Origin of the sequence: Rhizobium sp. F40D2 (genome assembly GCF_051810745.2) — a bacterium.
GTDB lineage: Bacteria > Pseudomonadota > Alphaproteobacteria > Rhizobiales > Rhizobiaceae > Rhizobium.
In genome coordinates this window covers 1,066,761-1,090,748 of record NZ_CM131436.1, presented here as the reverse complement: position 1 = coordinate 1,090,748, position 23,988 = coordinate 1,066,761, and the positions used below count along the sequence as shown (strand labels likewise).

General features: G+C 62.9%; 21 protein-coding genes. 13 read left to right on the top strand and 8 right to left on the bottom strand.

Annotated elements, in window-relative coordinates; translation table 11 throughout:
- Positions 1-20: 20 nt before the first annotated feature.
- Both ACS4RS_RS05210 and ACS4RS_RS05205 read left to right on the top strand, forming a co-directional pair.
- The gene (locus ACS4RS_RS05210) at positions 21-1,244 is read left to right on the top strand and encodes an Atu1372/SO_1960 family protein (RefSeq protein WP_439008433.1); all 1,224 of its coding nucleotides are present in this window, start codon (positions 21-23) and stop codon (positions 1,242-1,244) included.
- Position 1,245: 1 nt separating this feature from the next.
- On the top strand, positions 1,246-2,469 hold the full coding sequence (locus ACS4RS_RS05205; protein WP_439008434.1) for an FAD-dependent oxidoreductase: 1,224 nt from the start codon (positions 1,246-1,248) through the stop codon (positions 2,467-2,469).
- A 14-nt stretch (positions 2,470-2,483) separates the two neighbouring features.
- On the opposite strand, the gene ACS4RS_RS05200 is transcribed toward ACS4RS_RS05205, so the two are convergent.
- Positions 2,484-2,960 (bottom strand): RbsD/FucU family protein, encoded by a 477-nt coding sequence (locus tag ACS4RS_RS05200; RefSeq protein ID WP_439008435.1) that lies wholly within the window; start codon positions 2,958-2,960, stop codon positions 2,484-2,486.
- Positions 2,944-4,191: an ROK family protein gene (locus ACS4RS_RS05195; RefSeq protein ID WP_439008436.1), complete on the bottom strand. Its 1,248-nt coding sequence runs from the start codon at positions 4,189-4,191 to the stop codon at positions 2,944-2,946. The genes ACS4RS_RS05200 and ACS4RS_RS05195 overlap by 17 nt, the downstream gene beginning before the upstream one ends.
- 227 nt (positions 4,192-4,418) lie before the next feature.
- Here ACS4RS_RS05195 and ACS4RS_RS05190 point away from each other — a divergent pair, with 227 nt between their 5' ends.
- The 7 genes from ACS4RS_RS05190 to ACS4RS_RS05160 all read left to right on the top strand — a co-directional run bounded on the left by ACS4RS_RS05190 (position 4,419) and on the right by ACS4RS_RS05160 (position 11,270).
- Positions 4,419-5,438 (top strand): sugar ABC transporter substrate-binding protein, encoded by a 1,020-nt coding sequence (locus ACS4RS_RS05190; RefSeq protein WP_439008437.1) that lies wholly within the window; start codon positions 4,419-4,421, stop codon positions 5,436-5,438.
- A gap of 156 nt (positions 5,439-5,594) precedes the next feature.
- Entirely contained in the window at positions 5,595-6,659 is a 1,065-nt protein-coding gene (locus ACS4RS_RS05185; RefSeq protein WP_116404690.1) for an ABC transporter permease, read from the top strand.
- A gap of 2 nt (positions 6,660-6,661) precedes the next feature.
- A complete protein-coding gene (locus ACS4RS_RS05180) occupies positions 6,662-7,444 on the top strand; it encodes an ATP-binding cassette domain-containing protein (protein ID WP_064836252.1) in 783 nt (260 codons plus the stop codon).
- Positions 7,441-8,073 (top strand): nucleoside triphosphate hydrolase, encoded by a 633-nt coding sequence (locus tag ACS4RS_RS05175; RefSeq protein WP_439008438.1) that lies wholly within the window; start codon positions 7,441-7,443, stop codon positions 8,071-8,073. Before ACS4RS_RS05180 ends, ACS4RS_RS05175 begins: the two co-directional genes overlap by 4 nt.
- A 73-nt stretch (positions 8,074-8,146) precedes the next feature.
- A complete protein-coding gene (pyrC, locus tag ACS4RS_RS05170; protein WP_439008439.1) occupies positions 8,147-9,187 on the top strand; it encodes a dihydroorotase in 1,041 nt (346 codons plus the stop codon).
- A gap of 180 nt (positions 9,188-9,367) precedes the next feature.
- Positions 9,368-10,546: a diguanylate cyclase gene (locus ACS4RS_RS05165; RefSeq protein ID WP_439008440.1), complete on the top strand. Its 1,179-nt coding sequence runs from the start codon at positions 9,368-9,370 to the stop codon at positions 10,544-10,546.
- Between the two features lie 187 nt (positions 10,547-10,733).
- Positions 10,734-11,270, top strand: a complete 537-nt coding sequence (locus tag ACS4RS_RS05160; RefSeq protein WP_439008441.1) for a glyoxalase superfamily protein — start codon at positions 10,734-10,736, stop codon at positions 11,268-11,270.
- 390 nt (positions 11,271-11,660) lie between these two features.
- On the opposite strand, the gene ACS4RS_RS05155 is transcribed toward ACS4RS_RS05160, so the two are convergent.
- Positions 11,661-12,143, bottom strand: coding sequence for an anthrone oxygenase family protein (locus tag ACS4RS_RS05155; RefSeq protein ID WP_439008442.1), 483 nt, complete (start codon positions 12,141-12,143; stop codon positions 11,661-11,663).
- A gap of 100 nt (positions 12,144-12,243) precedes the next feature.
- Between ACS4RS_RS05155 and ACS4RS_RS05150 the strand changes: the two genes are divergently transcribed.
- The 3 genes from ACS4RS_RS05150 to ACS4RS_RS05140 all read left to right on the top strand — a co-directional run bounded on the left by ACS4RS_RS05150 (position 12,244) and on the right by ACS4RS_RS05140 (position 14,649).
- Entirely contained in the window at positions 12,244-12,900 is a 657-nt protein-coding gene (locus ACS4RS_RS05150) for a TetR family transcriptional regulator (RefSeq protein ID WP_439008443.1), read from the top strand.
- A 70-nt stretch (positions 12,901-12,970) separates the two neighbouring features.
- The gene (locus ACS4RS_RS05145; RefSeq protein ID WP_439008444.1) at positions 12,971-13,660 is read left to right on the top strand and encodes an orotate phosphoribosyltransferase; all 690 of its coding nucleotides are present in this window, start codon (positions 12,971-12,973) and stop codon (positions 13,658-13,660) included.
- Positions 13,661-13,722: 62 nt separating this feature from the next.
- Complete coding sequence (locus ACS4RS_RS05140; RefSeq protein WP_439008445.1) at positions 13,723-14,649, top strand: PfkB family carbohydrate kinase; 927 nt, start codon at positions 13,723-13,725, stop codon at positions 14,647-14,649.
- Between the two features lie 288 nt (positions 14,650-14,937).
- Here ACS4RS_RS05140 and otsA read toward each other — a convergent pair whose 3' ends face one another.
- The 3 genes from otsA to ACS4RS_RS05125 all read right to left on the bottom strand — a co-directional run bounded on the left by otsA (position 14,938) and on the right by ACS4RS_RS05125 (position 20,249).
- On the bottom strand, positions 14,938-16,347 hold the full coding sequence (gene otsA / locus ACS4RS_RS05135) for an alpha,alpha-trehalose-phosphate synthase (UDP-forming) (RefSeq protein WP_439008446.1): 1,410 nt from the start codon (positions 16,345-16,347) through the stop codon (positions 14,938-14,940).
- A gap of 438 nt (positions 16,348-16,785) precedes the next feature.
- Positions 16,786-18,411 (bottom strand): glucose-6-phosphate isomerase, encoded by a 1,626-nt coding sequence (pgi, locus tag ACS4RS_RS05130; protein WP_439008447.1) that lies wholly within the window; start codon positions 18,409-18,411, stop codon positions 16,786-16,788.
- Positions 18,412-18,548: 137 nt separating this feature from the next.
- Positions 18,549-20,249: a long-chain-fatty-acid--CoA ligase gene (locus tag ACS4RS_RS05125; protein ID WP_449313905.1), complete on the bottom strand. Its 1,701-nt coding sequence runs from the start codon at positions 20,247-20,249 to the stop codon at positions 18,549-18,551.
- A gap of 247 nt (positions 20,250-20,496) precedes the next feature.
- Between ACS4RS_RS05125 and ACS4RS_RS05120 the strand changes: the two genes are divergently transcribed.
- Positions 20,497-20,889: a PRC-barrel domain-containing protein gene (locus ACS4RS_RS05120; RefSeq protein ID WP_439008449.1), complete on the top strand. Its 393-nt coding sequence runs from the start codon at positions 20,497-20,499 to the stop codon at positions 20,887-20,889.
- A gap of 79 nt (positions 20,890-20,968) precedes the next feature.
- Here the strand turns inward: ACS4RS_RS05120 and ACS4RS_RS05115 are convergent, their stop codons facing one another.
- Both ACS4RS_RS05115 and ACS4RS_RS05110 read right to left on the bottom strand, forming a co-directional pair.
- Positions 20,969-23,425, bottom strand: coding sequence for a glycosyl hydrolase 2 galactose-binding domain-containing protein (locus tag ACS4RS_RS05115; RefSeq protein ID WP_439008450.1), 2,457 nt, complete (start codon positions 23,423-23,425; stop codon positions 20,969-20,971).
- A gap of 87 nt (positions 23,426-23,512) precedes the next feature.
- Positions 23,513-23,908 (bottom strand): VOC family protein, encoded by a 396-nt coding sequence (locus tag ACS4RS_RS05110; RefSeq protein ID WP_439008451.1) that lies wholly within the window; start codon positions 23,906-23,908, stop codon positions 23,513-23,515.
- Positions 23,909-23,988: the final 80 nt, after the last annotated feature.

The following is a 23,988-nucleotide window of genomic DNA, read 5'->3' as shown; positions in this document are numbered from 1 at the left end:
TTCATCACAAGGTTCAGACCATGACCACCGATATGGCCGTTGCCGCGGTCACCGCGTTTCCCGCCGCGCCGGCACGCAAGGCCCGCCCCCTCATTCTCATAACGCCCGATCTCGGCGAGACGCCGCAACAGCCGACCGAGTGCGAATATGTGGTGCGCTCGAACTATGCCGAAGCAATCACCAGCGCCGGCGGGGTCCCGCTGATCCTGCCTTATGAGGCCGAAAACATCGAGGCGGCGCTAGCGCTTGCCGATGGTATCGTTCTGACCGGCTCCCGGCCGGGTGCCGAAGTGGCCGATCGGCGCCGCGATTTCGAGCGTCAGCTGGTGGCCAAGGCGCTGACGACAGGCAAACCGCTCCTCGGTATCTGCCATGGCATGCAGCTGATCGGCGAGTGCCTTGGCGGAGAATTCCTCAGCGAGCTTCCGGCCGCCGGCATTTCGCACCTCCCGCAGGACTTGCCCGATGAACTGGCGCACGAGATCATCGTCGAGCCGGACAGCCTGCTTGCTGGCTGGGTCGGGACAGGGCCGACCCGGGTCAACAGCCTGCATCGCCATGCGCTGTCCGGTCGCGGGCGCTTTCGCGTCATCGCGCGGGCACCCGATGGGATCATCGAGGCATTCGAGGGCGAGACCGAGGCATTTTGCCTGGGCGTCCAGTGGCATCCGGAATACTGTCTGACGGCCCTTGATCTCGAAATCCTCAAGGCTTTCGTGGCGCGCAGCGCCGAAGCCGGGGAAAGCAGAAGGGTGGAGCACGGCATGAGCGGCAGCGATGCCGTGCACAGGCGCCTTGCCGCCCTCGGCCTCACCTTGCCGGAAGCCGCAATGCCGCCCGGGGCTTTCGCCGGCGCTGTGCGAGCCGGCAATATCGTCATCGTTTCCGGTCAGGTGCCGGTGATCGATGGAGCCGTTTGGCGGACCGGTCGGCTCGGGGCGGATGTCTCGATCGAGGAGGGCCGCGAATGCGCGCGAATCTGCCTTCTCAACGTGCTTGCTCAGCTTGAGCGTGCCAGCGGTGGGTTGGACAAGGTGCGCGGCTTCGTGCGGCTTGCGGGCTATGTTGCCGCAACGGACGATTTTATCCGCCACGGGGCGGTCGTCGACGGCGCGTCCGAGCTGCTGCGCGATCTGTTTCCGGATCGGTGGGAGCATGCCCGCATTGCGATCGGCGTGTCATCTCTTCCGCGGGGCGCTCCGGTCGAAATCGAGCTGACCGCACTTGTGGGAAACGAGGTGTGACATGGCGCGCATCGCGGTCATCGGCGCAGGCGTGATCGGCGTTTCCTCGGCCTACCTTTTGGCCAAGGCAGGGCACGATGTGACGCTTATCGATGCAGCAGCCGAACCCGGCAGCGGCGCCAGCGCCGGCAACGCCGCGCAACTCTCCTGGGCCTATGGCGATGCGATGGCATCTCCCGGACTGCTCAGGCATCTGCCGGCCATTGCCCTCGGCCGCGATCCGGCGTTCCGGATTCGCTGGCAGCTCGACCCGGATTTTTTTCTCTGGGGGCTGCGCTTCCTCGCCAACGCGCCATTTTCGCGATGGTGGAGCAATACCCAGGCCATTCTGGAACTCGCCGGAGAGTCGCGCCGCGAGCTCGCATTGCTGCTGGCGGAAACCGGTCTTTCCTTCGACTACCGGCTTGCGGGAAAGCTGCATCTCTATCCGGATCAGCGCAGCTTTGCCGCGGCCCAGTCGGCCGTCTCGCGGAAAAATGCGCTCGGATTCGAGCAGCACATGCTGTCGCGCCCAGAAGCCCAGGAAATCGAGCCTGCCCTTGCCGGCTACCAAGGCGAAATCGCCGGTGCGGTTTACACGCCGGGTGATGCGCTCGGCGATGCAGCCGGCTTTTGCCGTCAGTTGACACACCATATTGCACAGGACCACCGGGTGTCGCTGCTCTTCGGCCGGAAAGTGGCGGGCTTCTCGCGAGAGGCAGGCAGGCTTGCAGCCGTCAGGTTCGACGACCGGGAGGAACTAACGGTCGATGCCGCCGTCGTCGCTGCGGGCGCTCAGGTCCGTCTGCTTGCCGCGGAGCTGCCGGAGGTCCGCCCGGTGCGTCCGGTGAGAGGCTATTCGCTGACCGTGCCGCGGACCGCTGCCGCACCCGCCATCAGCCTCACCGACGTCAAACGCAAGCTGGCTTTTGCATCGATCGGGGATCGTTTCCGCGTCGCCGGGCTTGCCGATATCGACCGCCCGGGCGCGGGCTTCGACCCGGCGCGTTTCGAAGCACTGCGCAGCGCAGCCGCCGGCGTCCTGCCGGATCTCTTCAAGAGCAGCGTCGTTCTGATGCGCTGGTCGGGCGAGCGGCCGATGACCCCGTCATCCCGCCCGATCATCGGGCCTTCCGAGCATCTGAAAGGGGTTTATATCAACACCGGCCACGGAATGCTCGGCTGGACCCTGGCATTGGGCTCGGCCCGAAAAATGGTGGACCTGATTGCCACGCAGACGAGATGACGGCTAGGCGATCGCTAGTAAACGAACGGATCCACCCCGGCCGCCGACTGCGCGCCCGGTTCCTTCGGATAGATCACGCCCTTGCGCAGGATGATATTGGCATAGAGCCTCGGCTCCGCGGTCTGGATCACCGCATGGGCGGCCTTCACCCGGCTGTAGAAATCCGGGCCGATCAGCGGCACCACCTGCCGGTGCGGCTCGTGGCGGGCGCAGCAGTCGATCATCTCCTCATGCACCGGGTCGAGCTTGTCGCGCTCGGCCTTGACGGTCGAGCGGAAGATCGCCTCGGGCACGAAATCGTCGATCGGCATCACGCTGAGCACGGCGTTGAGCACCGGCACGAGGTGGTGGCCGTCGAGCCGGATCAGCCGGCGCGCGTGTTCGACACCTGGATAATTGCCGTCGACGATGGCGATCTCGTCGCCGTGGCCCATGGCCCGAAGCGTAAAAAGCAGCTCCGGGCTCAACAGCGGATCAAGTCCTTTCAGCATGGTCTACCTCCTTGAAGAGTACGTTCTGGTCGGTGAGGTAACGCGCAAAGATCGGCAGGCTGGCGCCGCCGATGGCGCGCGCCTGGGCGCCGACTGCGCCCTCGATGATTTCGGGCATGACGACGCCCTGCAGGTCGAGCTTGGCGGCTTCGTCGATGGTCGCCTGCACCACGCGGCTGCGCACCCAATGGGGAAAACCGCCGTCGATGACGGCGGCGCTGAAGTCGACGATCGAGGCGGCCGCGACGATCGCCTGCGCCAGCGCCTTGGCGCTGTCCTGGATCCAGGTCTCCATCGGCTCGCCGAAATCCACCCAGTCGTCGGCGGAATACCACAGCGGCTCGGGATCGATGCCGCGCTCGCGCAGCATGTTTTCGAGCACGAAGATCGAGGCGATTTCGAGCAGCTGCATCGTTTCGCCGTTCTTTCCGCGCACCGGCAGCGGCCCGATTGCGCCGGCCGTGCCGGTGCGGCCGGAAAAGATCGCCGAGTTGAGCACGATGCCGCCACCGATGAAGGAGCCGATGAAGAAATAGACGAAATCCGGGTAGGACGGCCCGACGCCGAAGACCAGTTCGGCCCCGCAGGCGCTGGTCGCATCGTTCTGCATGAAGACCGGAAGGGAGACGCGCGCGGCAATGTCGGCCTGCAGGTCGACATCGCGCCAGACCTCCATGGCGCCCGGCGGCGCGCCCACCTCTTCGGCCCAGTTCCAGAGCTCGAAAGGGGCGGCGATGCCGAGGCCGGCAATGCGGCCGCGCTGCTTGTCGTCGAGCCGGTCTTCGAGTTCCTGGATGCCTGACGTGACGAAGGCGAGGATTTCTTCCGGCAGCGGGTAGGCATAGGTGCGATGCAGCTGCATGCGGATGCGGCCGACGAAATCCATCAGCACCAGATCGGCGCTGCGCCGGCCCATCTTCAGGCCGAAGGAATAGACGGCGTCGGCATTGAGATGCATCGGGATCGACGGCTGTCCCACACGGCCGCGCACCGGCGCCCCGCGCGACAGCAGCCCTTCCTTCTCAAGCACGCGCATGATCACCGAGACGGTCTGCGCCGACAGTCCGCTGCGGCGTGCAATATCGGCCTTCGACAGCGCACCGTAGAGACGCACCAGCGACAGCACGAGCCGTTCGTTATAGGCCCGGACCCTGACCTGGTTCGCACCTCCGGCCGGATTTAGAATTGGCGGCGGGACCGGCGTGTGTTCCGGTCCATCCAAAGACGACATGGCCGCTCCTCCCGATCGTTGGCCTATGCCCTAATTCGATCGAGCATGCCACATCGAATTAATAATTCAATTGGATTTATTTATTGACAAGCCGATTTCTTTTCGCTCTTAATTGCCCTCGTCAAGGGCACGGGACGGCTTTGGAAGCTTAACAATCCACGGCGAAGTGTCATATCTTAAAATTCCGGCCCGCACGGGCGGTGCCGGCAAACTCTGGGAGGAGTTCCATGAAGAAATCAGTTCTCGCTTTCGGCGCGCTCGCGCTTGGTGTCACCTTTTCCGCCCCGGTCATGGCGGCTGACGTTTCCGCCTGCCTGATCACCAAGACCGACACCAACCCCTTCTTCGTCAAGATGAAGGAAGGTGCGACGGCCAAGGCCAAGGAACTCGGCGTCTCGCTGAAGTCCTATGCCGGCAAGATCGACGGTGACAGCGAAAGCCAGGTTGCCGCGATCGAAAGCTGCATCGCCGACGGCGCCAAGGGCATTCTGCTCACGGCTTCGGACACCAAGGGCATCGTGCCTGCGGTCAAGAAGGCTCGCGACGCCGGCCTGCTGGTCATCGCTCTCGACACGCCGCTCGAGCCGGCCGATGCTGCCGACGCGACCTTCGCCACCGACAACCTGCTCGCCGGCAAGCTGATCGGCCAGTGGGCCAAGGAAACCATGGGCGACAAGGCCAAGGACGCCAAGGTCGGCTTCCTCGACCTGACGCCGTCGCAGCCGACGGTCGACGTTCTCCGTGACCAGGGCTTCATGATGGGCTTCGGCATCGACCCGAAGAATCCGGACAAGATCGGCGACGAAGACGACAAGCGCGTCGTCGGTCACGACGTGACCAACGGCAATGAAGAAGGCGGCCGCAAGGCCATGGAAAACCTTCTGCAGAAGGATCCGGGCATCAACGTCATCCACACGATCAACGAGCCGGCCGCTGTCGGCGCCTATCAGGCGCTGAAGGCCGTCGGCATGGAAAAGAACGTGCTGATCGTTTCGGTCGATGGCGGTTGCCCGGGTGTGAAGTCGGTCAAGGAAGGCGTCATCGGCGCCACCTCGCAGCAATATCCGCTGCTGATGGCCTCGCTCGGTATCGAGGCGATCAAGAAGTTCGCCGATAGCGGCGAAAAGCCGAAGCCGACCGAAGGCAAGTCCTTCTTCGACACCGGCGTCTCGCTCGTCACCGACAAGCCGGTTTCCGGCGTCAAGTCGATCGACACCAAGGAAGGCACGGATAAGTGCTGGGGCTGAGCCCAATCTCTTGAAACTAGAGCGGCCGGGGCTTGATCCCCGGCCGTTTTCGACGGACGATGTACCGTCGCCCCCACGAACCGGCTCAGAATAGACCGGAAGGATATCGGTGACGGCCCCCGTGCGAGTTCGGCGCACGGATGCGGAGGAGGAACCATGACCGGAACTCAGGAATTCGAACGCGTCCTCGACGGCAGCGACAAGAGCGTCGCCTCCTTCGAGCACCAGGATGTCTCGCTGATCAAGCGCGCCCAGCATTTTCTGCACTCGACGCCGGCCGCCGTGCCGCTGATCGTGCTGGTGCTGGCGATCATCATCTTCGGGGCAACGATCGGCGGACGGTTCTTCTCGTCCTATACGCTGACGCTGATTCTGCAGCAGATCGCCATCGTCGGCATTCTCGGCGCCGCCCAGACGCTGGTCATCCTGACCGCCGGCATCGATCTTTCGATCGGCGTCATCATGGTGATCTCGGCTGTCATCATGGGCAATGTCGCCATCACCTACGGCATACCGACGCCGATCGCCGTTATCGGCGGCCTCCTCGTCGGCGGCCTCTGCGGCTTGCTGAACGGCTTTCTCGTCGCCTACATGAAGCTGCCGCCCTTCATTGTCACGCTCGGCACCTGGAATATTGTCATGGCGACGAACTTCATCTATTCCGCCAATGAGACGATCCGCGACACCGATGTCGACGAACAGGCGCCGCTGCTGCATCTTTTCGCCATGAGTTTCAAGGCCGGCACCGCCGTGCTGACCCTCGGCGTCATCGCCATGGTGCTGCTCGTCCTCTTGCTCTGGTATGTGCTCAATCACACCGCCTGGGGCCGGCATGTCTATGCGGTCGGCGACGATCCTGAAGCGGCCAAGCTCTCCGGCATCCAGACCAAGAAGGTGCTGCTCACCGTCTACACCATCTCGGGCGTCATCGCCGCCTTCGCCGCCTGGGTCTCGATCGGCCGCAACGGCTCGATCTCGCCGTCCTCGGCGGTCACCGATTATAACCTGCAGGCGATCACCGCGACGGTGATCGGCGGCATCTCGCTCTTCGGCGGCCGCGGCTCCATTCTCGGCACGCTGTTCGGCGCCATGATCGTCGGCGTCGTGTCGATGGGCCTCAATATGCTCGGCGCCGACCCGCAATGGAAAGTCCTTTTGACCGGCGTGCTGATCATTGCCGCCGTCGCCATCGACCAGTGGATCAGAAAGGTTTCGGTGTAATCATGGCTCGCGAACCCCTTCTCACCGCCCGCGGTCTCGTCAAGCGCTACGGCCGCGTGACCGCGCTCGACAATGCCGATTTCGACCTCTACCCCGGCGAAATCCTCGCCGTCATCGGCGATAACGGCGCTGGCAAGTCCTCGCTGATCAAGGCGATTTCAGGCGCGGTCACCCCCGACGAGGGGGTGATCACCCTCGAAGGCAAGCAGGTGCAGTTCCGCTCGCCGATGGAAGCGCGCGAGGCCGGCATCGAAACCGTCTATCAGAACCTGGCTTTGTCGCCGGCGCTGTCGATCGCCGACAACATGTTCCTCGGCCGCGAGATCCGCAAACCGGGCATGCTCGGCTCGATGTTCCGCATGCTCGACCGGCCGGCCATGGAAAAGCTGGCGCGCAACAAGCTCTCCGAACTCGGCCTGATGACCATTCAGAACATCAACCAGGCGGTGGAGACCCTTTCCGGCGGTCAGCGCCAGGGTGTCGCGGTCGCCCGCGCCGCCGCCTTCGGCTCCAAGGTCATCATCATGGATGAGCCGACGGCCGCCCTCGGCGTCAAGGAAAGCCGCCGCGTGCTGGAACTGATCCTCGACGTCAGAGCCCGCGGCCTGCCGATCGTGCTGATCTCCCACAACATGCCGCATGTCTTCGAGGTGGCCGACCGGATCCATATTCACCGCCTCGGCCGGCGCCTGACGGTGATCGATCCGAAGGAATACACCATGTCCGACGCCGTCGCCTTCATGACCGGCGCCAAGGCAGTGCCGACGGAGCCCGTTGCGGCATGAGGGTCAGCACCGAGGAAATCGCCGGCGAGGTCATCAACCGCGCCGGTGATTCCAGACGCTTCCTCATCGGCATTGCCGGTCCGCCGGGTTCCGGCAAGTCGACGATGGCCGACACCCTGGCGGCGGCGTTGAAAGCCAGAGGCGAAAGCGCCGCAGTTCTGCCGATGGACGGCTTCCACATGGACAACGCCATCCTGATCGAACGCGGCCTCTTGGCCCGCAAGGGCATTCCCGAAACCTTCGATGTCAGAGGCTTCCTCGATATCGTCCGCGCCGTCAGGCCGGCCGATCAGGAAGTTCTTGTGCCGGTCTTCGACCGCGCGCGGGAACTGGCGATCGCATCGGCCCGGCCGATCGATCCGAAGGACCGTTTCATCATCGTCGAGGGCAATTATCTGCTCTTCACAGAGGGGAAATGGGCTGAACTCGACGGGATCTTCGATTACACCATCATGCTGGCGCCGCCGATGGAGGTGCTAGAGGAACGGCTCTGGGCGCGCTGGCGCGGTTATAATCTGAGCGAGGAGGCCGCCAGCGCCAAGGTCTACGGCAACGACCTGCCGAACGGCCGGCTGATCCTCGAAAACCGCCGTCTGGCCGATGTGACGCTGGAGATCGCGCTGGCGTAAGGCCACGACGATTGTTTTCACCTGAGGTATAGTGCTATCGAGGCCCGCAGACGCATCGCTTCGGAGGCCTGCCATGCAATCGATCACCATCCGCCGCCCTGACGACTGGCACCTGCATCTGCGCGACGGCGCGATGCTGGAAGGCGTGATCGCCGATACGAGCCGCACCTTCGCCCGCGCCATCATCATGCCCAATCTGGTGCCGCCCGTCGTCACCACATCGGATGCGACAGCCTATCGCGAGCGTATCCTGAAAGCGCTGCCGGCCGGCCATCGTTTCCAGCCGCTGATGACGCTGTATCTCACCGAGCATACCAGCCCTGACGATGTCGAGGCCGGCGCCAGGAGCGGCCTCATCACCGCCGTCAAGCTTTATCCGGCCGGCGCCACCACCAATTCGCATGGCGGCGTGCGCGACATGGAAAAGGCGATGCCGGTGCTGGAGCGCATGGCTGCGATTGGCCTGCCGCTCTGCGTCCATGGCGAGGTGACGACGCCTGAGGTCGATATCTTCGATCGCGAAGCCGTCTTCATCGACACCGTGCTCGATCCGCTGCGCCGGCGCCTGCCGGAGCTGAAGGTGACGATGGAGCATGTGACGACCTCGGATGGTATCGACTACATCAAGGCGGCCAAGGCCAATCTCGCCGGCTCGATCACCACCCATCATCTGATCATCAACCGCAACGCCATCCTCGTCGGCGGCATTCGCCCGCATTATTATTGCCTGCCGGTCGCCAAGCGCGAGAACCACCGCCTTGCCCTGCGCGCCGCCGCCGTGAGCGGTGACGCCCGCTTCTTCCTCGGCACCGATTCCGCCCCGCATGTCGACCCGCTGAAGGAATGCGCCTGCGGCTGCGCCGGCATCTACACCTCGATCAACACGATGAGCTGCCTCGCTCATGTCTTCGAGCAGGAGGGCGCGCTGGACAGGCTTGAAGCCTTCGCCTCGCTCAACGGACCGGCCTGGTACGGGCTTCAGCCGAACGAGGAACGCATCACCCTGGCCAAGCAGGCCGAGCCGGTCGTTTTTCCCGCCAAGATAGAAACCGGCGCCGGTCCGGTGACGGTGTTCGATCCAATGTATCCGCTGCATTGGCACGTCGTGGCGTAGGTGTTGCGGCCCGCGTTATCAATTTTAAATAGAATATTCATTAAAGTTGTGCGCCGACGTTAGGCGCCTAACATTTTCATTGTGCAATGCATCATTTGTTAACGGATGCATAAGACATTTCTCACGCGGACATAGGCTGCCGATCATCCGGCGGGAAAACACCTGCGGAGACTGAAAAGCATGATGCTTGACTATAACTCCCTCTTGCTGGCGCTCGGCGTGTCGACGGCATGCCTTGCCGTGACCTTGATGGGCGGCTGGCTCGTCCGCCGGGCCGAAACCGTGCTGCTCACCGCCACCGTCGGCCTGGTCTTCGTCGTCAGCGGGATTTTTGTCTACAGCGCCTACGTGGACAGGCCGGAGATAGGGTTGGGCATTGCCAATTTCGTGCTGTTCCATGCCGGTTTCGCCACCATCTGGGGTGCCGGCCGACAGTTTCTCACCGGCCGCCTGCCCTTGCCGGGTATTGCGATCCGCGCCTTGGCGGCGATGACTTTCTCGATCGTGCCGCTGTTATCGGGTTATGACGGCCTGGCCTTCATATCGGACAATCTTGCCATTGCCCTGCTGCTTTTTGCCACCGCCCGGCAATATTGGCTCGCCCGCGCCGAGGCGCCGGCGCCGATCCTCGGCATCACGGCGCTCTATACGCTGACGGGGATCTCCTTCGTGCTTTGCGCCGCCGTGCTGATCTCCGACGGCAAGCTGGTGCTCGGCAAGGCGCCCAGCAACTGGGCCGAAGATCTGAGCCTTGCCGTCTGCATCGCCGGCATGACCGGGATCGGCGCCCTGTCGCTGGCGCTGCATCAGTGGCGGCTTGCCGCCCGCCATCGTCTCGAGGCGATCACCGATTCGCTGACCGGGCTGCTAAACCGCCGCGCCCTGTTCGATCAATACGGCACGCGCCCGATGGGCTCGACCACCGCCGTCATCGTCTTCGATATCGACCACTTCAAATCGGTCAACGACCGCTTCGGCCATGCGAGCGGCGACCGGGTGATCAAGGCCTTCGCCGGCGAACTCGCCAGCCATTGCCGCGCTGGTGACATCGCCGCACGATTGGGCGGTGAGGAGTTCGCGCTGGTGCTGAAGGAAACCATGCCCGGCCGCGCGGAGCTGGCGGCCGAGCGCATCCGCAGGGCTTTCGAGGCGCGCGAGATCGATATCGATGACGAGGTGCTGAAATGCACCGTCAGCGTCGGCGTTGCGCCCGGGCGCGCCAAGAGCCTGGATTTCGACGCCATGCTGAGTGCTGCCGACAAGGCGCTCTACGCCGCCAAGCGGGGCGGCCGCAACCGGGTCGAGCTTGCCGGCCACCTCGAGGCGGTTCCGGTCGAGGCGTCGCGCACGGCGTCTTGATTCCCAACGGCAGCCCTCATAATATCGCCCCTGGCCGGATGCGGCCAGCCGCCCCGCGACGCCTCGGCGTTATGGTGAATGCATCCAAACCATCCTTCATATCCCTTGCCGTTTGGCGATCGATGGCGAACGGGTCAGCAGACGCGGGCACTGATCGTCCTGTTTGCCGCCGACGGAAGGATGACATATGCGCGATTTTCGCGATGCCAAACTCATGGCAAAGACGTTGCGGCAGGCTCTTGCCGACCGCGACATTTCCCTCACCCACAGCGAGACGCTCGAAATCGTCGCCCGCCAGTTCGGGCTCGAGCAATGGAATATCCTCTCGGCAAAAATCGATGCGCCGGGTGCTTCCCAATCGGTGATCGGCATTGAGCCGCCGATGCCGATCTTCCGCATCTTCTCCGTGGAGAAAGCCATGGAATTCTATTGCGACTTCCTCGGCTTCCATCTCAACTGGGAGTATCGCTTCGGCGAGAATTCCCCGCTCTATTGCCAGGTCTCGCGCGACGGCATGGCGCTGCACCTCAGCGAACATTCCGGCGACGCCAGCCCTGGCGCCAAGGCCTTCGTCCGCGTCGCCAATGTGCGCGCCTACCACGCCGAACTCGCCGGCAAGGACTACCGCTACATGAATCCCGGCGTGGAGGAAGCCCCCTGGGGCCTGGAGATGACCGTCATCGACCCCTTCAGCAACCGCATCGTATTTTGTGAGCAGAGATAGGCGGGACTGACAAAGTCCGCTGACCCCCCTGTGACATCCCCCGGGTCGAAGCCCGAAGACAGGAGGGAGGGCGTGGTAAGTGCCGGCCGAATGAAACACCCGCTGTGACGTGCCTCAGTACGCTGACGGCACGTTTGGCGAAAACGCCAACCCCACTCTCCGTCATGCTAGGCCTTGAGCCTGGGATCCATGCCACGACTGCCGGTGGACCCGGCGTGGATGCTCGGCTCAAGGCCGAGCATGACGGAGAGTGGGGTAGGCACGGGAAACCATTCACAGCGCAGACGCCCGGTCAGAGACGCCATCCGCTAGTGAAACAAGACAATGCCAGTCACGGCCTAAACTGACTTGGTAAGGGTGGTGAGCCCGCGTGGCTACCGCGCCGCTTTCTCAAATCATCATCAGCGCCCTGACGAAGGCCACCGAGGCGAGCAGCGAGGCCACCGTCCGCACATGGTTCCACCATGTCCAGTCCTTCAGATAGGTCGCCCAGAGCGCCGCCGCTTCCGGCCCGCCGCCGCTGACCCTTTCCAGCGCATCGTTCATCGGCACGTTGAAGATGATGGTCGAGAGGAACGAGGCGAAGGCATAGAGGGCGGCGCCCGCCAGCATCAGCATGGATGCACCGCCGCGCCAGTTCATCAGCGCCAGCACCGCGATGACGAGGCAGAGGATTGCCGTCGGCACGAAGAGCGCCATGAAGGGCGAGCGGACGATTGTCACGTTGATCGAGTTCATCGCCGCAATACCCTGTTCCGCCGGGATGCGCGAGAAGGCGGTCATGATGAAGGTCGAGAAGGCGAAGAAGATGCCGGCGACGAGGCCACTGCCGATGGCTGCGGCGACGAGCGAGAGGATGAGGACGAACTGCATGTCGAAGCTCCTTTTAAGGGACAGAACAAGAGAAACTCTCTGATTTGCAAAATGCGATAAACTCTCTTATTCTCTCTGTCAACCGTCGAAGGAGCTGAGGATGTCGGAACAGCCGGTCACAACGCGCAGCCGCAATCGGCAGCATTCCGGCCAGCCGCGCCGGATCCCGAGCCAGCAGCGCGGCCGCGACCGCTTCGAAAAGATCCTTGCCGTCGCGTCCGAGCTGATCGAAAGCCATGGCAGCGATGGGTTGAAGATGAGCGAGATCGTCGAAAAGGCCGGCCTCTCCTTCGGCGCGCTCTACCAATATTTTCCCGACAAGAGCGCGATCATCCGCACATTGGCCGAGCGCTTCAACGAGGAGGGCAGGCGCTGCGTGGAGGCGGAACTGGCTGAGGTGACCGACGCTGCGGCGCTCGCCGGCGCGCTTGCCAATATCGCCGACGAATATTACGCCTTTTTCCGCCGCGAGCCGGTAATGCGCGACATCTGGCATGCGACCCATACCGACAAGCTGCTGCAGCAGGTCGATGCCGAGGACATGGAATTCCATGCCCAGGCATTGCTCGCCGTGCTCGTCCGCCTGTGGCCGGATCGCGACAGCGGCGAGCTTCTGGCGATCGCCCGGCTGACCATGCAGCTGCTTGCCGCCGCCGTGCGTTATGCCGTTTCGCTTGGTGCCAAGGAGGGTGATGCGGCGATTGCCCTGTTCAAGAAGATGCAGGGACCCGATATCGGCCGTCTGTTGCTGGAATAGCCTCGCCTGCGTCTGGAAACGATGGGCTCTTGCTGCTATTGCCGGAGACACAAAGCTGAAGGAGAGCCGCATGATCCAGACGACATTTCCCGACCGCGCCGTGATGGCCGAATTGGTGGCCAAGATGCTCTGGGAGATCAAGGCCGTACATTTCAATGCCGCCCAGCCTTATAAACTTGCCTCCGGCATGGCGAGCCCGGTTTATATCGATTGCCGCAAGCTGCTTTCCTTCCCGCGCATCCGCTCGACGGTGATGGATTTCGCCGCCAGCACCCTGTTGCGCGATGCCGGCTTCGAGCAGTTCGATTGCATTGCCGGCGGCGAGACCGCCGGCATCCCCTTCGCCGCCCTGCTTGCCGACCGCCTCGGCCTGCCGATGATCTACGTCCGCAAGCAGCCGAAGGGCCATGGCCGCAATGCCCAGATCGAAGGCAATCTGCCGGAAGGCTCGCGCGTGCTCGTCATCGAGGATCTGACGACGGCGGGCGGCAGCATGTTCAAATTCATCGATGCGGTTCGGGCCGCCGGCGGCATCGTCGATCACGGCATCGCGCTGTTCTTCTACGGCATCTTCGGCCAGCAGCGCTTTGACGACGGCAAGGTCCGGCTGCATCATATCGCCACGTGGCGCAATGTTCTGGCCGTTGCCAAGGAGCAGCGACTGTTCGCCGACAAGACGCTTGAAGAGGTCGAGGCCTTCCTCGATGCGCCGCTCGCTTGGTCGGGACGCAATGGTGGCGTAAGTGAGCTTTCGCTCTAATCAGTTGACAAAAGCTCGCTTAATCGGTTGATGAACATATCAGTGCTGTTGGGAGGAATTCGATGATTTTGTGCTGCGGCGAAGCCTTGATCGACATGCTGCCGAGGGACACGACCCTCGGCGAAAAGGGCTTTGCCCCTTACGCCGGCGGCGCGATTTTCAACACCGCCATCGCGCTTGGCCGCCTCGGCATTCCCACCGCCTTCTTCACCGGCATTGCCGACGACATGATGGGCGAAATCCTGCTCGCGACGCTGAAGGCGAGCAATGTCGATTACAGCCCATGCGCCATCACCCCGCGTCCCTCGACGATCGCCTTCGTCAAGCTCGTCAACGGCCAGGCGACCTATGCCTTCTACGACGAAGGCACCGCCGGCCGGATGATCACCGAGGCCGACCTGCCTGACCTTGGCGACGATTGCGAAGCGCTGCATTTCGGCGCCATCAGCCTGATCCCCAGCCCCTGCGGCGAAACCTACGAAGCACTGCTCGACCGCGAGGCAGGGAAGCGCGTCATCTCGCTCGACCCGAATATCCGCCCCGGCTTCATCAAGGACAAACAGGCGCATATGGCCCGCATCAGGCGCATGGCGGCCAAATCCGACATCGTGAAATTCTCCGACGAGGATCTCGACTGGTTCGGTCTGTCAGGCGACCACGACGCGCTCGCCGCCCATTGGCTCGCCCACGGCGCCAAGCTCGTCGTCATCACCAAGGGCGCCGAAGGCGCCACCGGTTATACCAGGGAGCGCAAGGTGACGGTGCCGAGCGAACGCGTCACGGTCGTCGACACGGTCGGCGCCGGCGACACCTTCGATGCCGGCGTCCTGGCCTCGCTAAAGATGGACGGCCTGCTGACCAAGCCGCAAGTCGCCGCGCTCGACGAACAGGCGGTCCGCAACGCCCTGACGCTCGGCGCGAAGGCAGCGGCCGTCACCGTGTCGCGTGCCGGCGCCAATCCGCCTTGGGCGCATGAGATTGGGCTTTAGGAATAGGCCAGCCTCTCGATTCCCTCTTCTCCCCAGCGGGGAGAAGGTGCCCGTAGGGCGGATGAGGGGGCGGCGCAGCCGGTCTTCACAACGCTGCTGCGGGATTCGGCCGCGCGGGAATCGTTTCGACCTTGTTCAGGGCGCTGCAGCGCGGCGTTTCGCATAAGTTTTATATTGTTCCGTGCGGCCCCCTCATCCGCCTGCCGGCACCTTCTCCCCGCCGGGGAGAAGAGGATATGCCGCAACGTCTCGGCACCCTGTTCTCGCGCCAAGCGCGGGCGCGCCGGGTCAGGCCGCGCCAGCCCCGCTCCGGTCGGAACTCGGAACAGTCACCAGATCCCGCAAGAAATTTTCGCACCATAGCGAGACGTCGTGCGAGAGCAGATGTTCCATCATCATGCTCCAGCGGTCGCGGCGCTCCGCAAGCGACATGGCAAGGCCCTTGGCAACGGCATTGGCCGTGCCTTCGACGTCATAAGGATTGACCAGCAGCGCGCCCTTCAACTCACGGGCGGCGCCGGCGAAGCGGGATAGCACCAACACGCCGGGGCGATCCGGATCCTGGGCGGCGACATACTCCTTGGCGACGAGGTTCATGCCGTCGCGCAATGGCGTGACCAGCCCGATCGTCGCCAGGCGGAAAAGGCCGGCGAGCACGTTGCGGCTGATCGATCGGTTGACATAGCGGATCGGCACCCAGTCGACCGTTCCGATGGCGCCGTTCACGCGGCCGGCCTGTTCGGCGACCATCTTCTGCATTTGCTCGTATTCGGGAACTTCCGATCGCGATTTCGGCGTGACCTGCAGAAAAGTCACCTTGTTCTGGTAGGCCGGATTGCTGGTAATGAAGCGCTCGAACGCTTCCAGCCGCTGAATGATGCCCTTCGAATAATCGAGCCGGTCGACCCCGATGATCATGTCGCGGCCTTCGATGCTGCGCCGGGTCTTCTGTACCATGACGTTGTTTGCGGCTTTTTCGGCGAATGCGGCGAATCCCGCGGTTTCGATGCCGATCGGATAGGCGCCGGCCTTGAATACTCGCCCGTGCGAATCGAACAAACCGTTGCCGAGGTCGTCGCCAATGCCCTCCCTTCTCAGATAGCCGCCGAAGTTCTGCAGGTCGTAGTCGGTCTGGAAGCCGACGAGATCATAATGCGAGAGCCCGCGCATGATTTCTTCGTGGACCGGCATGGTGACGAGAATGTCGGCCGGCGGCCAGGGAATATGCAGAAAGAAGCCGATCCGGTTCTTCAGCCCCATTTGCCGCAGTTCGGCCGCCAGCGGAATGAGGTGGTAATCGTGAACCCAGATAATATCATCAGGTTCGATCAGCGGCGCCAGCCGGTGCGCGAAGAAGCGGTTGACGCGGAAATAGCCGGCCATTTCCTTCCGGCCATATTCGGCAAGGTCCAGGCGATAATGGCAGATGGGCCAGAGAACGCGATTTGCAAAGCCGCGATAATATTCTTCGACGTCGGTGTCGGTGAGATCGGTGAGGGCATAGGTGATATTGCCCTTCTGCAGTTGCGACAGCGCGCCGGGTTCCCGATCGCCGCTCGACTCTCCCGACCACCCCATCCAGATGCCGCCGCGCTCCTGCAGGGCTGCCTGCAGCGCAACGGCCAGGCCGCCGGCAGCAGCACCCCCATCTTTGCTCGGCACGGGAACACGATTGGAAACGACGACAAGACGGCTCATGGGGTTCCTTTGCCTGAGAGCGGTTCAGCTTTTCATGGAAGCGCACGCTCGTCGGCCGATGCGAGTAATGGAACGGAGCGTCGTCCCAGGCTTGATAGGCCATGTCTTGGGAAGCAGCCCCTGCACAGAATTTGCTTGAATCTAGGGCGATTGCCGCGGATTGAAAGAATTCTTTCTACAATTTTCCATTAGAAGAACGTTTCATCCGATTCCGCATGAGGAGCCTCTGCGGGGGACGCACCAGACCCCGCCAACGTCGGCGCAGCATTTGCCGCCGCAATGATGATGTTGGCGCCCGTCGCGATGTCGGCCCATGGATGGCCTGCGCGGGTCACAGCCCGCCGCAGGACGCCTCTCCTTGGGGGGTAAGGCGTCGGAGGGCGGGCATAAACGTCTGCCCGGCCTCTTGCTTTAAGATGAGGCGGCTGCCTCGAGGACTTACTTCGCGAGCTTCGAGAGCGCTGCAACCAGGCCCTGCGTCGAAGAGTCATGCCCCGCAGCACTCTCCTTGCCCTCGACGACAGGCAGCAGGCCTGTCGCCAGTTCCTTGCCGAGTTCGACGCCCCACTGGTCGAAGGAATTGATGCGGAAGAGCACGCCTTCGACGAAGACGCGGTGTTCGTAAAGCGCGATCAGGCGGCCGAGCGCGTAAGGGGTGAGCTTGTCGTAGACGAAGGTGATCGACGGACGGTTGCCGGTGAAGACGCGATGCGGGGCGATGAAATCGGCCTTCTTGTCGTCCATGCCCTTATCGGTCAGCTGCTTCTTGGCTTCCGCGAAGCTGCGGCCCTTCATCAGCGCTTCCGACTGGGCGAGAACGTTGGAGATCAACAGCTGGTGCTGGTGACGCAGCTCCGGCTCGAAAGCATTGGCGGCGATCATGAATTCGGCAGGGATGATGCTCGTGCCCTGATGGATGAGCTGGTAGAAGGCGTGCTGGCCGTTGGTGCCGGGCTCGCCCCAGACGACGGGGCCGGAATTGCCTTCGACCGGCGTGCCGTCGATGGTCACACCCTTGCCGTTCGATTCCATGTCGAGCTGCTGCAGATAGGCGGGGAAGCGCGACAGGCGCTGGTCGTAGGGCAGGATGGCGCGGGTCGGGTATTCAAGCACATTGCGGTGGTAGAAGCCGATCAGGCCGAGCAGCATCGGCAGGTTCTCGGTAATCGGCGTCTGACGGAAGTGATTGTCGACGGCATGGGCGCCATCGAGGAACTTGCCGAAATTTTCCGGGCCGATCGCGATCATCAGCGGCAGGCCGATCGCCGACCAAATCGAGTAACGGCCGCCGACCCAGTCCCAGAAGCCGAAGACGCGGGCGCTGTCGATGCCGAAGGCGGCGACCTTCTCGAGTGCCGTCGAGACGGCGGCGAAGTGATGCTGCACCGCCGCTTCGCCGAGCGCCTTGGCGATGAATTTGCGCGCCGTCTGCGCATTGGTCATCGTCTCCACCGTCGTGAAGGTCTTCGACGCGACGATGAAGAGCGTCGTCTCCGGCTGAACCAGCTTCAGGATATCGGCGATATGGGCGCCGTCGATGTTGGAGACGAAATGGGCGCGCGGACCGTCATGGAAGGGAGCAAGCGCCAGCGTCGCCATAACAGGGCCGAGATCCGAGCCGCCGATGCCGATATTGATGACATCGGTGATCGCCTTGCCGGTCGCGCCCTTCAGCGCGCCGGAGCGGACGCCGTCGGCGAACTTGCCCATGGCGGCCAGCACCGCGTTGACATCCGGCATGACGTCCTTGCCGTCGACCAGAACCGGCGTGTTGGAGCGGTTGCGCAGCGCGGTGTGCAGAACGGCGCGATCCTCGGTGAAATTGATCGCCTTGCCGGAGAACATCTCCTCGCGTTTCTTCTCGACGTCGCCTTGTTCGGCGAGCCTTACCAGCAGCTTGAGGATGTCGTCGTTCACCGCCGTCTTGGAAAAATCCATCAAGAGGTCGTCAAGCGAGACGGAGAAGCGCGAAAAGCGCTGCGCATCGGCCGCGAAGGCCGCACGGAGATCAGTCGCCTTGGTGGCGGCGGCGGTGCTTTTCAGCTGTTCGACGATGGCGTTCATGGGAGGCTCCTTTGGAGGCGGAAAGGTTGCGGAAACTATTCGCTTTATCCGGCCTAAATCAAGTTCAGCCGCCGCTCCAATATGAAAAAAGCCACCCGCAGCAAGCGGATGGCCTTAATCTCATCAGACTGTTAATTTCAGCCGCGCAGGTCCTTGCGCAGGATCTTACCAACGGGCGACTTCGGCAGCTCGGTGCGGAATTCGATGAAGCGCGGGCGTTTGTAATTGGTGAGATTGGCGATGCAATGGGCCTTCACCTCCGCCTCCGTCAGGTTCGGATCCTTCCTGACCACGAAGAGTTTTACCGCTTCGCCCGAATGCCCGTCCGGCACGCCGATGGCGGCTGCCTCGAGAATGCCGGCATGCATGGCGGCGACCTCCTCGATCTCGTTCGGATAGACGTTGAAGCCCGAAACCAGGATCATGTCCTTCTTGCGGTCGACGATCTTGGTATAGCCGCGCGCGTCCATGAAACCCATGTCGCCCGAGCGGAAATAACCGTCCTCGGTCATCACCCGCGCCGTCTCCTCCGGCTTCTGCCAATAGCCGGCCATCACCTGCGGCCCGCGGATGCAGATCTCGCCGACCTCGCCGAGCGGCAGCGATTTTCCGTCCTCGTCGCGGATATCGAGATCGGTGGAGGGCATCGGCAGGCCGATCGAGCCGGTGAATTCGGGCGAATCGAAGCGGTTGGCGGTGGCGACAGGCGAGGTTTCGGAAAGGCCGTAGCCCTCCGTCACCGCCGTGCCGGTTATTTTCAGCCAGCGTTCGGCGACCGGGCGCTGCACGGCCATGCCGCCGCCGAGCGACATGATCAGCGGGGAGAAGTCGAGCTTGGCGAAATCGGCATTGTTCATCAGCGCATTGAACAGCGTGTTCAGGCCGGGAAAGATATGCACATCGGACTTGCCGAATTCCTTGACAAGACCGGGAATGTCGCGCGGATTGGCGATCAGGATATTGCGGGCGCCGAGTGACATGCCCATCAGCGAATTCACCGTCAGCGCGAAGATGTGGTAGAGCGGCAGGGCGCAGAGGAAATTCAGCACCTCGGGCTGCTTCTTGCGCTCGAAGGCCGATCTGAGCCAGAGCGACAGCTGCAGCTTGTTGGCAAGCAGGTTTGCGTGCGTCAGCACCGCGCCCTTGGCAACGCCTGTCGTGCCGCCGGTATATTGCAGGAAAGCGATGTCGCTGCCGGCAAGCGTGACCGGCTGCAGGGTTTTATTCGCCCCTTCGCGCAGTACCTGGCCGAAGCTCTTGTGCTGAGGGATCGACCAGGAGGGAACGAGCTTCTTCACCTTGCGCACGGCGAAATTGACGATCAGCCCCTTCAGCCCCAGCATTTCGCCGAGCGAGGTGACGACGACATGGCGAAGGTCAGTCTTGTTCAGAACCTGCTCCACCGTGCGGGCGAAATTTTCCAGGACGAAGATCGCCTTGGCGCCGGAATCGCGCAGCTGATGTTCGAGTTCGCGCGGCGTATAGAGCGGGTTGACGTTGACGACGACGAGACCGGCTCTGAGGATGGCGTAGGCTGCAACCGGGTTCTGCAGCACGTTCGGCATCATCACCGCGACGCGGTCGCCCTTCTGAAGACCGGTGCTCTGCAGCCAGGCGGCGACCTTGCGCGTCTGGCTCTCCAGCTCGCGGTAGCTCATCGCCTTGCCCATGCTCGAAAAGGCGGTGCGGTCGGCGTAGCGGGCGCAGGATTTTTCGAGCAGTTCCGCCAGCGAGGCATGTTCCAGCGGCGGAAGCTCGGCCGGAACCACATCCGGATAGGCGGCAAGCCAGGGTTTTTCAGGCTTGGCGCCGTTCGGATGGACGGAAATGCTGTTCATCGTGTCTCTCTCCCTTGCGGCCGCCGCGCCGACGATCGGTCGGCAGATCGACCGAAAGATCCTCCATCTTCCAGTCCCGCAGCTTATGCCAATGCTCGAATGGTTCAAGCCGAATGAAGCTATACTAACCTTGACGTAAACGTCAACAATCGCCGATCGTGCAATCGTGCCGGAGAGGGGGAACTTTGAACCCGCCATGACGTTGATCTTGCATACCCAATCCGAGGAAACCCAAAGGAGATGCATCATGCTCAATCAGGAAACTGACGCCAACCGCCGTGACCCGGACGCCAAGGGCACGCATTCGCTGATCGCCAGCGACCGCGTCGAAGGCACCCGTGTCTATGGCGCCGACGGCAGGCATATCGGCTCGATCGAACGTCTGATCATCGGCAAGCTCGACGGCCGCGTCGCCTATGCCGTACTGAGCTTCGGCGGCTTCCTCGGCATCGGCCACGATCACTATCCGCTGCCCTGGGAAAAGCTGAACTACGACACGCAGCTGGATGGCTATCGCATCGACCTGACCAAGGAACAGATCGAAGGCGCCCCGAGCTATGCGGACGATGACGACAGCTGGTACAACGACAATGGCCGCCGAGTTTATGATTACTACGGTGTGCCGCCTTACTGGATGTAACGTCGTCCGCTAGGCTGAGCTGGAAGGGCCCCGTGGGATGCGGGGCCTTTTTCGTGTGGAGATTTACCGCGGGCAGCCACTACCGCAAGCTCGCCACAAGATCATTGGCCGATCGCAGCACTGTGCCGACGGTGATATCTTCAGCGACGATCGTCTTGCCGGTCCTCACCGCAAACACATGACGCTCTCCCGGCAGCAGCGTCACCAGCATCGTATCGACCACGGCATCCGGATCCAATCGGTCCGCCATCAAGCAGAGATCCTTGAGGAAATTCTCAGCCGTCACCGTAACCGCAAACCCACCATCGATCGTTGTGACATCGACGCTCAGCTGTGGCGCCGGCAGGGCGAGTTCGATATCCTCGACGAAATAATGAAAAGCCCGCCTGTCAAGCATCTCGACGACGATGACTTCCTCTTTCGGTAAGCTGGAACTGACGATATCTTCGGGCAACGGAAATTCCTTCGCCTCGAAGCGGTCGCAGAGCAGCCGCCAGAATTCGAACTCTGCCAGCACGCTGCCGTCGAGCCGCAAACGCCTGCCGCTGATCTTCGCCCGCCAGAACAGCGTTCTCTCATTGACCGCAACTGCCGAAAGTCCGTCGCCGCGTGGCTGGATCGTCAGCAGGCGCGGATCATAGGCGGCCTTCAGCGCATACCAGAGCGGCTTGCGCCGCCCGGCCGAGTCGAGTGCCGCCCACGAGGTCACCGGCCAGCAGTCGTTGAATTGCCAGACCACCGCGCCCTTGCAGATATCGCGGTGCGAGCGCATATGCTCGATGCCGAAGCGGATGGCGCGGGCCTGGTTGAGCTGGGTGGCGAAGTGCCAGTCGTCCATCGTTTGCGGTTCCGGCAGGTGGCCGGCGAGGCCGCGGATCAGCTTGTCATTGCCTTGGGTCGCCTTCTGGTGATGGAAGACGCCGTTCGATTGCGGCGTCAGCGGCTGATCATGCACGCTCTCTTCGATCGTCGCCCAGGCAGCCGGCGCCTGCCAGCCGAATTCGGAGCAGAAGCGCGGGATATAATTGCGGTAGACCTCGTAGCCGACATCGTTCCACACGTCCCAGATATGTTTGCAGCCATGTGCGTCGGCATTGGGCTCGATCTCCGTCGAGCCGGAATAGGGGCTGCCGGGATAATAGGGCCGGTCGGGATCGAGTTCGGCGCAGAGCCTCGGCAGCAGGTCGAGATAATAACCGAGCCCCCAGCTTTGGCCCGGCTTGATGATCGGCCGCCAGCCCCATTCATCGAAGCCCCAGATGTTTTCATTGTTGCCGTTCCAGAGGATCAGGCTGGCATGCGGCATCAGCCGCACGACATTGTCACGCACCTCAGCCTCGACCTCGCTCTTCAGCGGCTCCTCCTCCGGATAAGCGGCGCAGGCGAAGAGGAAATCCTGCCAGACCAGCATGCCCATGCGGTCGCAGGCCTCGTAGAATTCGTCACGCTCGAAGATGCCGCCGCCCCAGACGCGCAGCATGTGGATATTGGCGGCCTTAGCCTCCTCGATCCGCGCGGCATAACGCTCGGCCGTCACCCGCGAGGGGAAACAATCATCGGGAATCCAGTTCGCGCCGGCGATGAACAGCGGCACGTCGTTGATGATGAAGGTGAAGGCGGAGCCGTGTGCGTCGGCTGCGGTGTCGAGCCGCAAAGATCGGAAACCGAGTTCCCGCTGATAGCTATCGAGCAGATTGCCGCTGGCCTCGTCGACGAGCTCAAGCGTCAGGGGATAGAGAGGCTGCGCGCCGAGATGATGCGGCCACCAAAGCTGCGGCGAGGGGAGGGTAAGCTCGAAAGAAGCCTCCTCTTCGCCGGCGCCGATCGCCACCGTTTTGGTCACGCCGCCGATTGTCGCGGCGAGCCGGCAGGCCGCCCCGTCGCCATGCCGCGCTAGCCGGGCCTGCACCTTCACCAGCCCGTCGCCACCGGCAAGCGTTGCCGAAACCCGTGTCTCGGCAAGCCGCGCCCGGTCCCAGCTTTCCAGCCTGACCGGCTTCCAGAGGCCCGCCGTCACCAGCGTCGGCCCCCAGTCCCAGCCGAAATTGCAGGCCATCTTGCGCATCAGATTGCCCGGTCCCGGATAGTTGTTCGGCCGATAGCCGTAATGTTTCTCCATCTCGGCGCCATAGGCATAGGCGGAGCGGAAGGTGACCGTGAGTTCGTTGGTGCCCGTTTTCAGCAGCCCGGAAACATCGAAACGATAGGTGCGGTGCATGTTGAAGCTGCGGCCGATCTCTTCGCCGTTCAGCGCGATCACCGCGATCGTATCGAGCCCGTCGAAGACCAGCTCCTGCACCCTGCCGGCGTCAGGCGCGGCCTCGAAGGTGCAGCGATAGGTCCAGTCGGTCTTGCCGATCCAGTCGTTGGTGATCTCGTTGACGTCGATATAGGGATCGGGGATCAGCCGGTTGGCGAGAAGGTCGAGATGCACGCATCCCGGCACGGTCGCGGGGATCGATTCTGGCAGGCCGGGCCTTCCTGTATCGTTGCAGTGGAATGTCCAGCCGGAATTGAGCGTGGTCTTCTCGATCATGCGGGCTCCTGACTTATGCCGCTCGAAACTGTGGGATGAGGTGTCGTTGGAAGGGTGGCGCCGCGATCGGTCGCGGCGCTTCGTGCGTCAGAGAAACCGGCCGTGGCGCTGCAGCACTTCGAACTTGTAGCCGTCGGGATCGCTGATGAAGAAGAACAGGCCGAAGAGCCTGCCGTCGCGGTTGAGCTCCACCAGCTGACCCGGCTTCAGCCCCAGTTTCGCCATGCGCTCGCGCTCGACGGTCACCTCCTCGACGGAGACGGCGAGGTGGCCATAGGCATTGCCGAGATCATAGGGCTCGATCCGGCCCTTGTTGACCGTCAGCTCCAGCTCGAAGCCAGTCTCGGAATTGCTCAGATAGATCAGCGTGAAGGTTTCGAAATCGACGCGGTCGGCAACCGAAAGGCCGAAGGCCTTGCTGTAGAATTCGACCGAACGCGCCTCGTCGAGAACGCGGATCATCGAGTGGATCATCTTCGCCAATTCTGCCTCCCATTGCATCACGGCGCCTAGACGCGCAAAGGACGCTGCAGCACTTTGCAGTAGTCACGCCTGTGGTAGCG

Excerpts from the sequence above, each read along its gene's own strand:
- ACS4RS_RS05145 (WP_439008444.1), top strand. The coding sequence starts at position 12,971 with ATGATCCAGACGACATTTCCCGACCGCGCCGTGATGGCCGAATTGGTG.
- ACS4RS_RS05195 (WP_439008436.1), bottom strand. The coding sequence starts at position 4,191 with ATGTCGTCTTTGGATGGACCGGAACACACGCCGGTCCCGCCGCCAATT.
- ACS4RS_RS05150 (WP_439008443.1), top strand. The coding sequence starts at position 12,244 with ATGTCGGAACAGCCGGTCACAACGCGCAGCCGCAATCGGCAGCATTCC.
- ACS4RS_RS05210 (WP_439008433.1), top strand. The coding sequence starts at position 21 with ATGACCACCGATATGGCCGTTGCCGCGGTCACCGCGTTTCCCGCCGCG.
- ACS4RS_RS05180 (WP_064836252.1), top strand. The coding sequence starts at position 6,662 with ATGGCTCGCGAACCCCTTCTCACCGCCCGCGGTCTCGTCAAGCGCTAC.
- ACS4RS_RS05115 (WP_439008450.1), bottom strand. The coding sequence starts at position 23,425 with ATGATCGAGAAGACCACGCTCAATTCCGGCTGGACATTCCACTGCAAC.
- ACS4RS_RS05155 (WP_439008442.1), bottom strand. The coding sequence starts at position 12,143 with ATGCAGTTCGTCCTCATCCTCTCGCTCGTCGCCGCAGCCATCGGCAGT.
- ACS4RS_RS05120 (WP_439008449.1), top strand. The coding sequence starts at position 20,497 with ATGCTCAATCAGGAAACTGACGCCAACCGCCGTGACCCGGACGCCAAG.
- ACS4RS_RS05190 (WP_439008437.1), top strand. The coding sequence starts at position 4,419 with ATGAAGAAATCAGTTCTCGCTTTCGGCGCGCTCGCGCTTGGTGTCACC.
- ACS4RS_RS05200 (WP_439008435.1), bottom strand. The coding sequence starts at position 2,960 with ATGCTGAAAGGACTTGATCCGCTGTTGAGCCCGGAGCTGCTTTTTACG.
- ACS4RS_RS05160 (WP_439008441.1), top strand. The coding sequence starts at position 10,734 with ATGCGCGATTTTCGCGATGCCAAACTCATGGCAAAGACGTTGCGGCAG.
- ACS4RS_RS05125 (WP_449313905.1), bottom strand. The coding sequence starts at position 20,249 with ATGAACAGCATTTCCGTCCATCCGAACGGCGCCAAGCCTGAAAAACCC.
- pyrC (WP_439008439.1), top strand. The coding sequence starts at position 8,147 with ATGCAATCGATCACCATCCGCCGCCCTGACGACTGGCACCTGCATCTG.
- pgi (WP_439008447.1), bottom strand. The coding sequence starts at position 18,411 with ATGAACGCCATCGTCGAACAGCTGAAAAGCACCGCCGCCGCCACCAAG.
- otsA (WP_439008446.1), bottom strand. The coding sequence starts at position 16,347 with ATGAGCCGTCTTGTCGTCGTTTCCAATCGTGTTCCCGTGCCGAGCAAA.
- ACS4RS_RS05185 (WP_116404690.1), top strand. The coding sequence starts at position 5,595 with ATGACCGGAACTCAGGAATTCGAACGCGTCCTCGACGGCAGCGACAAG.
- ACS4RS_RS05205 (WP_439008434.1), top strand. The coding sequence starts at position 1,246 with ATGGCGCGCATCGCGGTCATCGGCGCAGGCGTGATCGGCGTTTCCTCG.
- ACS4RS_RS05140 (WP_439008445.1), top strand. The coding sequence starts at position 13,723 with ATGATTTTGTGCTGCGGCGAAGCCTTGATCGACATGCTGCCGAGGGAC.
- ACS4RS_RS05175 (WP_439008438.1), top strand. The coding sequence starts at position 7,441 with ATGAGGGTCAGCACCGAGGAAATCGCCGGCGAGGTCATCAACCGCGCC.
- ACS4RS_RS05165 (WP_439008440.1), top strand. The coding sequence starts at position 9,368 with ATGATGCTTGACTATAACTCCCTCTTGCTGGCGCTCGGCGTGTCGACG.